Origin of the sequence: Pseudomonas kilonensis, from assembly GCF_001269885.1 — a bacterium.
Classification (GTDB): domain Bacteria; phylum Pseudomonadota; class Gammaproteobacteria; order Pseudomonadales; family Pseudomonadaceae; genus Aquipseudomonas; species Aquipseudomonas kilonensis.
Genome location: NZ_LHVH01000024.1, coordinates 251,815 through 265,281 on the forward strand (window position 1 = coordinate 251,815; position 13,467 = coordinate 265,281).

The following is a 13,467-nucleotide window of genomic DNA, read 5'->3' on the forward strand; positions in this document are numbered from 1 at the left end:
GGGCCACTTCGTGCCCCAGCGGGGATAAATCCCCTCGCCACAGAGATCGCACCGAGGCTCAAGCGGGTGTTGGCAGCCACAGCCTGAAGCGCGCGCCACCCAGTGGCGAGGCTTCGGCGGTCAGTGTGCCGCCCTGGGCTTCCAGGGCGCGGCGGCTGATGGCCAGGCCGAGGCCGAAACCGCCGGTGGCGCGGTCGCGGCTGCGGTCCAGGCGGTAGAACGGCTCGAACACGCGTTCGCGTTCGCTGTCGGGAATGCCGATGCCATCGTCGTCGACCCAGATCTCACAGCCTTGATCACCCACCCGCACACCGACCTGGATGCGCTTTTCGCAATAACGCATGGCATTGCGCAGCAGGTTCTGCAACGCCCGGGCGGTCAGGCGTGGGTCCAGCACGAAACGCTCCAGCGCCCCATGCAACAGCACGTCGATCACCACGTCTGGCGCCGCCAGGTCTTCGTCGACGCTACCCAGGATACTGTCGATGAACTCGTCCAACGCCACTTCAACCCGATCGGGCAAGTGTTGCAGGTTCTGCAAACGGCTGTAGGACAGCAGTTCCAGCACCAACTCATCCAGCTCGCGAATGTGCGCCACCAACCCTTGCAGGCGCTCGCGACTGGCCGCCGGCAGGTCATCGGACAGCGCCAGGGCCAGGCCGAAGTCGAGCCGGGTCAGTGGCGTGCGCAGTTCGTGGGACACGGCGTTGAGCAGGTCCCGCTGTTGGTTGAGCAGGTTCTCGATGTCCCCCGCCATCGTGTCGAACACATGGGCCAGGCTGCCGATGTTCGAACTGGAGGCAATGTGCGTACGCTCACCCAGATGACCTTTGCCAAAACGCTCGGCGGTGCGCCTGAGGCGTTCCAGGTCACGCCAGTGAGGCCGCAACCAGAGCAACAGGCAGGCCAACATGGTCGCGCCGATCAACACGTTGATGCTCCAGTACAACCAGCTGACGTCGGCCGGGTCCGGCGGCACGACCATCTTCACCGCCGTGTGCCCGTCCAGCGGCGCCGCCGCCAAGGTGCGCCAGGCCCAGTCACCGATACGCACCACGTTCTCGCCGCGCTTGAGACGCGCCTGCTCTTCGGCACTGAAGCCGCCGTCATCGACCGCCGCCAGCTCGATGCGCAGCGGCTCGAACTCCTTGTCCATCTGCGCCGCCAGCGCCGGCCACTGCTCGCTGGGCACGGCGCGGAACTGCTTGACCATCAAGGTTTGCAGGCCACGGGAATAATCGAGGTTGTAGGTCATGAAACGGTCTTGGAACAGGCGGATCACCAGTTCCGGCATCAGGTAGATCGCCGCGCTGTAGGACACGATGGTGACCAGGTAAAGGCGGATCAGCAGCTTCCACATCGGCTCAGCATTCCCACTCGGAACGACTGAACAGATAACCCTTGCCCCACACCGTCTTGATCTTGCGGGCTTCGTCGGCGTTGTCGTCGAACTTGCGCCGCAACTTGGAAATCGCCACGTCCACCGAACGGTCGGTGCCGTTGAACTCGATGCCGCGCAGGCGCTGCAGGATCTGGTCGCGGCTCAGCACTTCGCCGGAATGCCGGGCCAGCACCACCAGCAGGTTGTATTCGCCGCTGGACAGCTCCACCGCTTGCCCGCGCCAGGTTACGGTGCGCTCGGACAGGTCGATGCAGAGGTTGCCCATGAGGATGCGGTCGTTGACCGTCTGCGGCTCGGTGAGGCTGCTGCGGCGCAACAAGGTACGCACCCGCGCCAGCAATACCCGGGGCTCGCAAGGTTTGGTGACGTAGTCATCGGCGCCCATTTCCAGGCCCAGGACCTGGTCGTGGCTGTCGTCCCGGGCGGTGAGCATCAGGATCGGCAAGGTCGCCGAGTCGGCCCGCAGCAGGCGGCAGACTTGCAAGCCGTCCAGCCCCGGCAGCATCAGGTCGAGAATCACCAGGTCCGGCGGATCGACACGCGCCCGTTCACGCACGTGATCGCCACGGCTGAGCACGCTGACCTGATAGCCGTTGCGCTCCAGGTAACTGGCGATCAGTTCGGAGAGTGCGGTGTCGTCTTCGACCAGGAGGATGTTGGGCATGGGTGTTTCCAGAAAGTGCTGTGGCGCCTGGTTGGGCCTCATCGCGAGCAAGCTCGCTCCCACAGGGGCCTGAGTCGCACTAAAGACTCAATGTGGGAGCGAGCTTGCTCGCGAGGGCGATGCCACAGGCGCAGAAAATCTCAAGCTGCCAAGGATATACGCCCTCGCTCATCGACGAGCAAAACCCTTACACAATTTCACACAGCCACTACAAAACGTTACCGCTGGGCCCGCAGCAGCTGCGCCGCACACGAGGCGATCCGTTGGCACGCATCCGTCAGCTTCACCTGATCGACCACCAGCCCGAGACGGATATGCCCTGCCGCACTGGGCCCGAACGCCTCGCCGGCCAACACTGAGACGCCGTAGTCGTCCAGTAGTCGCTCGGCAAATGCCTGGGCATCGAGGCCGGTACGGCGCACGTCGACCATCACGAACATGCCGCCATCGGGCCGCACCGGCTTGAGGCCTGGGCTGTCGTCGAGCATGGCGCAGACCAGGTCCCGGCGCTGGCGATATTCCTCGTGCATCTGCGCCACTTCCGGCAACTCCTGCTCCAGCGCTACTTGGGCGGCCCGTTGCACGAAATCCGGCAGGCCAAACAACATGCACAAGGACAGGTTCGCCAGATGGTCGGCGAGGGATTCAGGGCCGATGACCCAGCCAATGCGCCAGCCGGTCATGGCGTGGGATTTGGACAGGCTGTTGATCGTCGCGGTGCGCTCGGCCATGCCCGGCAGGCTGGCCGGGCTGATGTGTTCGCCGTCGTAGAGCAAGTCGCTGTAGACCTCGTCACTGATCAGCCACAGGTCATGTTCGATGCACAACCGGGCCAATGCCTGCCAGGTGGACATCGGCAGGCTGGCGCCGGACGGGTTGTTCGGGCTGTTGAGCAGCATCGCCCGGGTACGCGGGGTCACAAGACGGGCAACGTCCGCAGGCTCGACCCGAAAACCGTTCTCCGGGCGGACCGCCACCGGCACCACTTTCGCCCCGCAGGCGCCGAACACCGCCTCATAGGTGACATACATCGGCTCGGCGACGATGACTTCGTCGCCAGGGTTGAGCAGGCATTGCGCGACCGCATACACCGCGCACTGCGCCCCCGGCAGTACGACGACCTGTTCGGCCCCCGCAGGCTGGCCGCAACGCAGGCGATGACGCCGGGCAATGCTGGTCCGCAAGGTGTGCAAGCCGCGGATGTCCGAATAATGGGTCTCACCGGCCCGCAGGCTGCCCACGGCGGCGTCGACAATGGCGCGCGGGGTGTCGAAGTCCGGATCACCTACTGACAGCAACAACACATCCATGCCCTGTTCGCGCATGGCCAGCGCCCGGTCGTGAATCTGCCAGGCGGCGGCACCATCGCCGGTGATGCGTTGGGTTAAAGCTGAGAAGCGCATGTATCTCTCCTGATTGCGCGATATCCAGCCTCAACCCTATCTCAAATTCAATCCTGTGTGAGCAAAGGTTGCTCCCACAGGTGCTATCGGGCCGCCACCCGCCAAAGCCGTGCAACGTCCCGGGCGCGCTCGCTCAGCAGGCGCGAGGCGTCGGCGCAGGCTTGCTGCAAGGTCATCGGCCCGCTGGCCAGGGCGAAGGCGGCGTCGATGCCGTGTTCATACAGCGCCTGGTAACCCTCCCCCAGCGTGCCGGCAATGACCACCACCGGTACACCGTGCTGGCGGGCGATGCGGGCCACGCCGAAGGGGGTCTTGCCGCGCAGGGTCTGGGCGTCGAAACGGCCTTCGCCGGTAATCACCAGGTCGGCGCCGTTGACCGCCTCGGCCAGCCCGGTCAACTGGGCGACGACGTCCACGCCGGTACGAAACTGCGCGCCCAGGAACGCCTTGGCCGCAAACCCCAGGCCACCGGCGGCGCCGCTGCCCGGCTCGTCGCGCACATCCTTGTTCAACGCCCGTGCGCAGTGTTCGGCGAAATGCCCCAAGGCCCGGTCCAGCGCCTGCACTTGCTGGGCAGTGGCGCCCTTCTGCGGACCGAAAACCACGGACGCGCCATGGGGACCGCACAACGGGTTATCGACATCGGCGGCAATCTCGAAGCTGACCTGGGCCAGGCGCGAGTCGAGGTCGCTCAGGTCGATGTGCGACAGGTTCGCCAAGGCCAGGCCACCGGGAGGAAGGGGTTGGCCCTGGTCATCCAGTAACACCACGCCCAGGGCCTGCATCGCCCCGGCACCGGCGTCGTTGGTGGCACTGCCGCCGATCGCCAGGATCACCCGGCCGGCGCCCTCATCGAGGGCAGCGCGAATCAGCTCGCCAGTGCCATAGGTGCTGCTGGAACAGGCGTCGCGTTGCTCCGGTGGCACCCGTTGCAAGCCACTGGCCTCGGCCATTTCGATGATCGCGGTGCGGCTCTCGGCCAACCAGCCCCAGCGCGCCTCGACGGCGACACCCAACGGACCGCGGACCCGGGTGCGGCGCCACTCACCGTGACAGGCCGCCAACACCGACTCCACCGTCCCCTCCCCGCCGTCGGCCATCGGGCATTTGACCAACTGCGCATCCGGCCAGACCTCGGCCAGCCCCTGGGCGATGGCATCGGCGACGCCCTGGGCGCTGAGGCTGTCCTTGAACGAGTCGGGGGCGATGACTATTTTCATATTATTCTCCGGTTCCGATGCACAGCATGCTGCCAGTTGACCGCAGCCGTGACGCCGGTCCGCTGCACAAAAGGCACTGGGCATTATTGTTCAAATTCACAAATACCGGTTTTCCAGGAAGATTCAGGTTGAAGCTGCCGGCCTCATCGCGAGCAGGCTCGCTCCCACACAGGCCTGCGTGAACTCAGGATCTGCATACAACACAGACCTATTGTGGGAGCGGGCTTGCTCGCGAAGGTGGTGCATCAGTCGACTTCAAGGCTGCTGACACGACGCCTTCGCGAGCAAGCCCGCTCCCACAGTTTTATATCGGTGTGCTCTCGGTCTGGGGCAATAGTTGCACCCCCAGGTACAACGCCAGCATCCCGTCCAGGCGCAACGGGTCCACGCCGCTGAGTTCGGCGATGCGCTCCATGCGGTAGCGCAGGCTGTTGCGGTGGATGCCCAGGGCGTCGGCGCAGGCCTGGCTCTGGCCGTCGTGTTCGCACCAACTGCGCAGGGTGGCGAGCAACTGGCCGTTGCTGTCCTTGGCGATGACCTTGCGCAACGGGGTCAGCAATTCGTCCAGGGCGTCGTCGCTGCGATGGCGCCAGAGCAGCACCGGCAGGCGATAACGGTTGAGCGCCAGCAAGCGCGATTGCGGCAACACATCACGCCCATAGGCCAGCAGATCAGCCACCCGCCGATAGCAACGCCGCAAGCCCGCCAACCCTTCAGCCTGGCCGCCCACCGCGATCCGCAGGATGTTCCAGCCCAGCCCATCGAGCTTGCCCAGCAGCCGTTCGTTCTCCACCGAGGCGGTGACCGGCCGACACCACAATAAGGAAGATTTGGACGAGGTCAGGCACCAACTGTCCGGGTAGCGCGACATCAACCACGCGCTCAACGTCTCGACGGTCTGCCCGGGCCCATGTTCCAGGCCCAGTTCGAACAGATACGGCACCCGCGACAATTGCGGTTTGAGGCCCATTTGCCGGGCTTCGTCCAACAGCCGTGGCGAATCCCCGGCATCGCCCAGCAGCAACGCCAGCAAGTCATCGCAGCGCTGCCGGCGCCATTGCTGCTCGGCCTGCTGGTTGCGCTGGCCCACCAGCATCTCGGCAGTCATGCGCACCAGCTCGGCGTAGGTACGCAGTTGCGCAGGCTCGCCGGTGATGCCCAGGACGCCGATCAGTCGTTGATCGAGCATCAGCGGCAGGTTGATCCCCGGCTGCACGCCCTTGAGGTGCATCGCGGTGTGCTCGTCGATTTCCACCACCCGGCCATTGGCCAAAACCAGTTGCGCGCCCTCGTGACGGGTATTGACCCGCTCGCGCTCGCCGCTGCCGAGGATCAGGCCCTGGTTGTCCATGACATTGACGTTGTACGGCAGGATCGCCATCGCCCGGTCGACGATGTCCTGCGCCAGATCGTGATCGAGTTCGAACATGGGCGGTGTTCCTTGCAGGCGGCGTGGATTGTTGTAGGCATGGGTTTGGTCAGGCGCACAGGGTCTGCATTCAAACCCTGTGCTCGGGCACAAAGACACGGCCCCCTGGGCTGGCCGAGACTCAAGGGGCGGTCAACGTTACCCCTTGGCTCGCCAAAATCATAATAAAGAGAGACCCGCCATGTCCCAGAGCGCAACAGCCCTCCTGGCTACCCCCGACGAAAAAAACACCGTCTACAAGCGCATCACCCTGCGCCTGATCCCGTTCATTTTCATCTGCTACCTGTTCAACTACCTCGACCGGGTCAACGTTGGCTTCGCCAAGTTGCAGATGCTCGACGCTTTGAAATTCAGCGAAACCGTGTACGGCCTCGGTGCCGGGATCTTCTTCATCGGCTACGTGCTGTGCGGCGTGCCGAGCAACCTGGCCCTGACCAAGTTCGGTCCGCGGCGCTGGATCGCGCTGATGATGATCACCTGGGGCACCCTGTCGACGTGCCTGCTGTTCGTCACCACCCCCACCGAGTTCTATACCTTGCGGCTGTTCACCGGCGCCGCCGAGGCCGGGTTCTTCCCTGGCGTGGTGCTTTATCTCTCGCAATGGTTCCCGACGTTCCGACGGGGCCGGATCATGGCGTTGTTCATGTCGGCCATCCCGGTGTCCGGCCTGCTGGGCAGCCCGTTTTCCGGGTGGATCCTCAACCACTTCGCGGCCGGCCAGGGCGGCCTGGCGGGTTGGCAGTGGATGTTCCTGCTGCAAGGCATTCCGACGGTGATCCTCGGGGCGCTGGCGTTCTTCCTGCTCAGCGACACCTTCGCCAACGCCAAATGGCTGACCGACCAGGAGCGCGACGTGCTCACCGCCGACCACGCCGAAGACCTGGCCAACAAACCAAAGACCGCCACCGACTCGCTGTTGGCGGTGTTCAAGAACCCGGTGATCTGGGCCTTCGGCCTGGTGTACTTCTGCATCCAGAGCGGCGTGTACGCGATCAACTTCTGGCTGCCGTCGATCATCAAGAGCCTGGGTTTTGGCGACAACCTGGTGATCGGTTGGCTGAGTGCGATCCCTTACCTGTTGGCGGCGGTGTTCATGTTGCTGGTGGGCCGCTCGGCGGACCTGCACAAGGAGCGCCGCTGGCATCTGGTGGTGCCGATGCTGATGGGCGCCGTCGGGCTGCTGATCGCCGTCAACTTCGCCACCACCCCGGCCATCGCCATCATCGGCCTGTCCATCGCCACCATGGGCGCCCTCACCGGCCTGCCGATGTTCTGGCCGGTGCCCACCGCAATGCTCAGCGCTGGCGCGGCGGCCGGTGGGTTGGCGTTGATCAACTCCATGGGGCAGATGGCGGGGTTCCTGAGCCCGTACCTGGTGGGTTGGGTCAAGGACGCCACCGGCTCGACCGACGCGGCGCTGTACCTGTTGGCGGGCGTGATTGTCTGCGGCAGCCTGCTGGCGTTGCGCATGACCCGCACCCTACGGGCCTGACACCAATCCCTTGTGGGAGCGGGCTTGCTCGCGAAAGCGGTGTATCAGTCAATATCAATGGCGACTGACACGACGCCTTCGCGAGCAAGCCCGCTCCCACAGTTGATTTGGGGGCGTTTGAGAATTCTATTTGATCCACGCGACGGTTCTGGTATTTGATTGAGCCTTTCCCCATGGATAAAAGGATCTTGTCATGAGCTACCGCACGCTAGGCCATTCCGGGTTGCAAGTCTCGACGCTGACCCTGGGCACGATGATGTTCGGCGAACAGACCAGCACCGAGGATTCGCTGCGGATCATCGACAAGGCCTGGGACCAGGGCATCAATTTCATCGACACCGCGGACGTCTACACCAACGGCCGTTCCGAGGAGATCGTCGGCGAGGCGATCGCCCGTCACCGCCAGGAATGGGTGCTGGCCACCAAGGTCGGCTTCGGCCCGCCGGACGGCATGCCCAACCGCAGCGGCCTGAGCCGCAAGCACATCTTCAATGGTATCGAGGCGAGCCTGACGCGCCTGGGCACCGATTACCTGGACATCTATTACCTGCACCGTGAAGACCACAACACCCCGCTGCACGTTACTGTGTCGGCCATCGGCGATTTGATTCGCCAGGGCAAGATCCGCTACTGGGGCCTGTCGAACTACCGTGGCTGGCGCATTGCCGAGGTGATCCGCATCGCCGACAGCCTGGGCATCGACCGCCCGGTAATCAGCCAACCGCTGTACAACATCGTCAACCGCCAGGCGGAAACCGAGCAGATCACCGCGGCGCAGAACTACGGCCTCGGCGTGGTGCCGTTCAGCCCCCTGGCCCGAGGCGTGCTCAGCGGCAAGTACGCGCCAGACGTGGCGCCGGACGCCAACAGCCGTGCCGGACGCCAGGACAAACGCATCCTGGAAACCGAGTGGCGGGTCGAGTCCCTGCGCATTGCCCAGCAGATCCTGCAATACACCCAGGGCCGTGGCGTGGGCATCGTCGAGTTCGCCATCGCCTGGGTGCTGAACAACAGCGCCGTGACCTCGGCCATCGTCGGGCCGCGCACCGAGGAGCAGTGGGATTCGTACACCAAGGCGCAATCGGTGAAGATCAGCGCGGAAGATGAAGCGTTCATCGATTCGCTGGTGACGCCGGGGCATGCTTCGACGCCGGGGTTCAACGATGTGAGCCATTTCGTGCCGGGGCGGGTACCTGTGGGGAGCAAGGCTTAGTGGGAGCAAGGCTTGCCCGCGATGAACGATAATGCGGCTCACCTGTTGAACCGCGGCGTGACTATCGCGGGCAAGCCTTGCTCCCACAGGTTTTGCTACCGCAGGCCTTGCTCCCACAGGTTTTGCTACCGCAGGCCTTGTTCCCACATGACTCGCTCCCACAACCAACAACCCTGCCACAGGTAAGGTGTTGATTGATCGCCCTCAAGAGAATCACCGTGTCCAAAGGCATCGTTCTATCGGTCTCGGCCTCCGCGCTGTTCGCCGTCATGTACTACTACACCTCGTTGCTCTCACCGCTGACCGGCGTGGAGATCTTCGGCTGGCGCATGCTGCTGACGATGCCGTGCATGACCGCCTTCCTGCTGGTGACGCGGGACTGGCACCTGGTCACGGCGCTGATCCAACGCCTGATCGCCACGCCACGGCTGTTGATCGCGGCGATCGCCTCGTCGGCATTGATGGGCGCGCAACTGTGGCTGTTCATGTGGGCGCCGCTCAATGGCTACAGCCTGGACGTGTCGCTGGGGTACTTCCTGCTGCCGCTGTCGATGGTCCTGACCGGGCGCATTGTCTATGGCGAACGCCTTTCCTACCTGCAGAAAGTCGCCGTGTTCTTCGCCACCCTTGGCGTGTTCAACGAGTTGTACCAGGTGGGTGGTTTTTCCTGGGCAACCTTGCTGGTGGTGATTGGCTACCCGATCTATTTCATCCTGCGCAAACGCATCAAGACCGACAACCTGGGCGGCCTCTGGCTGGACATGACCCTGATGCTCCCCATTGCGCTGTGGTTCGTGCAAAGCGGCGAACAGGGTTTCGACGTGTTCGATCAATACCCGTGGCTGTCGCTGCTGATCCCGGTGCTCGGGGTCATCAGCGCCAGCGCGCTGGTGTCCTACATCGTCGCCAGTCGATTGCTGCCGTTCAGCCTGTTCGGGCTGTTGAGTTATGTCGAACCGGTGCTGCTGCTGGGCGTTGCGCTGCTGTTGGGCGAAAGCATCAAGGCCGGTGAATGGCTGACCTACATCCCCATCTGGATGGCGGTGGCCGTGTTGGTGTTCGAAGGGTTCAAGCACTTGGTGCGACAGCAGCGCAGGGCCTGAGCCTACATCGAACCTGTGGGAGCGGGCTTGCTCGCGAAAGCGGCGTGTCAGGCGCCATTTATATCGACTGATACACCGCTTTCGCGAGCAAGCCCGCTCCCACATTCGGGACTGCATCGGCAACAAAAAAAGCCCGCCCGACATCACTGCCGGGCGGGCTTTTTCATGGCTCTGGCCTTACTCGGTCGCCAGCACACCACGACGCACCTGGTCGCGCTCGATGGACTCGAACAGCGCCTTGAAGTTGCCTTCGCCGAAACCATCGTCGCCCTTGCGCTGGATGAATTCGAAGAACACCGGCCCCATCAGGGTTTCCGAGAAAATCTGCAGCAGCAGGCGCTTGTCGCCCTGCTCGGAAGCACCGTCCAGCAGAATGCCCCGCGATTGCAGTTCATCGACCGGTTCGCCGTGGTTCGGCAGGCGGCCTTCGAGCATTTCGTAGTAGGTGTCCGGCGGCGCGGTCATGAAGCGCATGCCGATGCTTTTCAGGTGATCCCAGGTCTTGATCAGGTCGTCGGTGAGGAAGGCCACGTGCTGGATGCCTTCGCCGTTGAACTGCATCAGGAACTCTTCGATCTGCCCGGCGCCCTTGGACGACTCTTCGTTCAACGGGATACGGATCATGCCATCCGGGGCGGTCATGGCCTTGGAGGTCAGGCCGGTGTATTCGCCCTTGATGTCGAAGTAGCGGATCTCGCGGAAGTTGAACAGTTTCTCGTAGAAGCCGGCCCAGTAGGCCATGCGCCCGCGATAGACGTTGTGGGTCAGGTGGTCGATGATTTTCAAGCCCGCGCCCACCGGGTTGCGGTCCACGCCCTCGATGAACACGAAGTCGATGTCATAGATCGAGCTGCCTTCGCCAAAACGGTCGATCAGGTACAGCGGCGCGCCGCCGATGCCTTTGATCGCCGGCAGGTTCAGCTCCATCGGGCCGGTCTCGATGTGGATCGGCTGGGCACCGAGTTCCAGGGCACGCTTGTAGGCCTGTTGCGAATCCTTGACCCGGAACGCCATGCCGCACACCGAAGGACCGTGCTCGGCGGCAAAGTACGAGGCCACGCTGTGGGGTTCGTTGTTGAGGATCAGGTTGATCGCGCCCTGGCGATACAGGTGCACGTTTTTGGAGCGGTGGGTGGCCACTTTGGTGAAGCCCATGATCTCGAAGATCGGCTCCAGGGTGTTGGGGGTCGGGGATGCGAATTCGATGAATTCGAAGCCCATCAGGCCCATGGGGTTTTCGTATAGATCTGCCATGTCGGCGCCTCATCATTGCTCAATTAACAAAAAACGTTAGTTGCTGGCGATGCTGAGGACACGGGGCGGCGCGCAGGAAATGCCACGAACGCTGCGGGCGAGGAAATCGCCATAGATCAGTTGAAACCCAAGTATCTTCATTGTCGACCCAAGGCTCTTGCGGGCGAGGCTTCTGCTGCCAGAAGACGTTATTCTTATATGCGTAAATCGATTCTACACAGCGTAACCAGGTTTGTCCGCCTTCTGTATCAAATCGCCTTTTCCTTCGACCGCGCAAGGGGTTTGTTGCACAGGAAAATCCCCACCAGGATCACGCCCCCGCCGACACACATCAGGGCCGTGAGCCGTTCGTCCAGCAGCAGCGCCCCCAGCAGTACCGCCGTCAGCGGGTTGAGCGCGATGAATACGCCGGAGCGGGTCGCGCCAATCCGACGAATGCCGTCGTACCAGGCGATATAGGCCAGTGCCGAGCCCAGCACGCCGAGGTACAACAGGCTCAGCCATTGCTCCACGTCCAGACCGCGCAGGGCTTCAACGCGGACTTCTCCCGCCGCCGCGCAGGCCAGCCACAGCATCAGCGTGCCCAGCAGAATCGACCAGGTCACGGTCTGCAAGGGGCCGAGGCAGTCGTTGAGTTTTTTCGAAAACAGCGAATAGATGCCCCAGCCCAGCACGCAGCCAAAAATCAGCAGGTCGCCGATCCAACCCTGCTCTGCGCCTTGCAACAAGGACGGATCACGACTGACGATCACCAGCCCCGCCCCACCGATGCAGAGCACGATGCCCGCCACTTTCAAGCGGCTCAGCCGCTCCTTGAACAACCACCAGGACGCCAGCCCGATCACCGCCGGGTTCAAGGCCACGATCAGCGAGGCCCGCGACGCATTGATGTACTGCAAGCCATAGAAGAAGCACAGGTTGTAGAAAAAGATGCCGAAGAACCCCAGCGCAGCCAACTGCAGCCCCTGCTTCACACTGGGCCTGACCAGCGGGATCCCGGCCAGGGCGAGAAACGCCAGCAGCGCGATACTCGCCAACAGGAACCGCAGGCTGGCGGCAAACATCGGCGCCAGGGCATCGGCAAGGATCCGGCCGGCCACGAAGGTCCCGCCCCAGATCATGGTGACCATGGCGAGCTTCAGGTAGACCGGCAGGTCTGACGGGGTTGGGAGGGTTTGTTCGAGGGTTTTCATGGTTGCACCACGGCACGCTAATGAGAACAACGCAAAACCTGTGGCGAGGGGGATTAATTGTGGGAGCAAAGCTTGCTCGCGATGAAGGCGGCGCGATTCAGCAGGCAAACCGAGTCATCGTTCATCGCGAGCAAGCTTTGCTCCCACAGTGAAATCCCCTCGCCACAAGGTGTTGGATACCTCATTATTTGCCTCATGCCTGATCATCGTAAAATGAGTAATCCCTCATGACCCTCACCCAACTCGAAATCTTCTCCCTGGTCGCCGAGCTGCGGGGGTTCACGGCGGCGGCCACACGATTGGGCATCGGCCAGTCAGCGGTATCCCACGCCATCAAGTCCCTGGAACAAGAATTGGGTGTGGAATTGCTCAGGCGTCATCAATCCCAGGTGGAACTCAGCGACATTGGTCAGCAATTGCTGCTGCGGGCCCGGGCCATGCTCGGGCTGGCCAACACCTTGCGCCAGGAAGCCGCCGATGCCCGGGGTATGCGCCGCGGCACCTTGCGCATCGGCTCGTTCGGGCCAACGTCATCGATGAAACTGTTGCCCGGTATCCTGCGGCGCTATCGAGACTTGCATCCCGGCATCGAAGTGCACATCGACGAAGGACCCGACAGGCAGGTCCTCCAGTGGCTGGACGAACGGCGGATCGACGTCGGCTTCGTGGTGCTGCCCGAGGAGCGTTTCGATACGTTCATGCTGATGGAAGATCAGATGGTCGCCCTGCTGCCCACTCACCATCCCCTCGCCGCCCAGGCCAGCCTGAGCCTCAAGGACCTGTGCAACGAACCCTTCGTGCACACCGAGGCGGGATCATCGGAGCTGGTTTCGCGCCTGTTCAATGCCGCCCGGCTGACCCCGAACGTGCGTTTCCGTTGTTCGCAATTGCTCAGCACCCTGGATATCGTCAGGCGCGGTGAGGCGGTGAGCGTGGTGTCCGAAGGCTCGTTGCCGGAGGGCGAAAGCCTGGGTTTCGTCGCACGCCCCTTGTCGCCGCGAGTGCCACGGCAGATTGGCCTGGCAGTCCTGGACAGCCGCCAGGCCTCGCCCGCCACCCTGGCGTTTATCGAGCTGGCCCGGCAGTCATGAGCC

At 63.3% G+C, this 13,467-nt stretch carries 11 protein-coding genes; 4 read left to right on the forward strand and 7 right to left on the reverse strand.

All coding sequences use genetic code 11. The features are described from left to right. Positions 1 to 58: 58 nt before the first annotated feature. From AD662_RS17390 to AD662_RS17410, 5 genes are all read right to left on the reverse strand, one after another. A complete protein-coding gene (locus AD662_RS17390) occupies positions 59 to 1,360 on the reverse strand; it encodes an ATP-binding protein (protein WP_053189161.1) in 1,302 nt (433 codons plus the stop codon). 4 nt (positions 1,361 to 1,364) lie between these two features. Continuing rightward, positions 1,365 to 2,066 carry a response regulator gene (locus AD662_RS17395; protein ID WP_018605899.1) on the reverse strand — a complete coding sequence of 234 codons (702 nt, stop codon included), beginning with the start codon at positions 2,064 to 2,066 and terminating at the stop codon, positions 1,365 to 1,367. 218 nt (positions 2,067 to 2,284) lie between these two features. Then, on the reverse strand, positions 2,285 to 3,469 hold the full coding sequence (locus tag AD662_RS17400) for a pyridoxal phosphate-dependent aminotransferase (protein ID WP_018605901.1): 1,185 nt from the start codon (positions 3,467 to 3,469) through the stop codon (positions 2,285 to 2,287). Positions 3,470 to 3,552: 83 nt separating this feature from the next. Further along, positions 3,553 to 4,689, reverse strand: a complete 1,137-nt coding sequence (locus AD662_RS17405) for a glycerate kinase (protein ID WP_053189163.1) — start codon at positions 4,687 to 4,689, stop codon at positions 3,553 to 3,555. Positions 4,690 to 4,993: 304 nt separating this feature from the next. After that, positions 4,994 to 6,118: a sugar diacid recognition domain-containing protein gene (locus AD662_RS17410; protein WP_018605943.1), complete on the reverse strand. Its 1,125-nt coding sequence runs from the start codon at positions 6,116 to 6,118 to the stop codon at positions 4,994 to 4,996. Between the two features lie 181 nt (positions 6,119 to 6,299). Here AD662_RS17410 and AD662_RS17415 point away from each other — a divergent pair, with 181 nt between their 5' ends. From AD662_RS17415 to rarD, 3 genes are all read left to right on the forward strand, one after another. Continuing rightward, on the forward strand, positions 6,300 to 7,610 hold the full coding sequence (locus AD662_RS17415; RefSeq protein WP_018605945.1) for an MFS transporter: 1,311 nt from the start codon (positions 6,300 to 6,302) through the stop codon (positions 7,608 to 7,610). Between the two features lie 193 nt (positions 7,611 to 7,803). Continuing rightward, positions 7,804 to 8,823 (forward strand): aldo/keto reductase, encoded by a 1,020-nt coding sequence (locus AD662_RS17420; protein ID WP_053180325.1) that lies wholly within the window; start codon positions 7,804 to 7,806, stop codon positions 8,821 to 8,823. A gap of 218 nt (positions 8,824 to 9,041) precedes the next feature. Continuing rightward, a complete protein-coding gene (gene rarD, locus AD662_RS17425) occupies positions 9,042 to 9,926 on the forward strand; it encodes an EamA family transporter RarD (protein ID WP_053189165.1) in 885 nt (294 codons plus the stop codon). A gap of 177 nt (positions 9,927 to 10,103) precedes the next feature. Here the strand turns inward: rarD and hppD are convergent, their stop codons facing one another. Both hppD and AD662_RS17435 read right to left on the reverse strand, forming a co-directional pair. Continuing rightward, a complete protein-coding gene (gene hppD, locus AD662_RS17430; protein WP_018605953.1) occupies positions 10,104 to 11,180 on the reverse strand; it encodes a 4-hydroxyphenylpyruvate dioxygenase in 1,077 nt (358 codons plus the stop codon). Between the two features lie 248 nt (positions 11,181 to 11,428). Then, positions 11,429 to 12,373, reverse strand: coding sequence for a DMT family transporter (locus tag AD662_RS17435; RefSeq protein ID WP_053189167.1), 945 nt, complete (start codon positions 12,371 to 12,373; stop codon positions 11,429 to 11,431). A 227-nt stretch (positions 12,374 to 12,600) separates the two neighbouring features. Between AD662_RS17435 and AD662_RS17440 the strand changes: the two genes are divergently transcribed. Then, the gene (locus AD662_RS17440) at positions 12,601 to 13,464 is read left to right on the forward strand and encodes a LysR family transcriptional regulator (RefSeq protein WP_053189169.1); all 864 of its coding nucleotides are present in this window, start codon (positions 12,601 to 12,603) and stop codon (positions 13,462 to 13,464) included. The last annotated feature ends 3 nt before the right edge of the window (positions 13,465 to 13,467 follow it).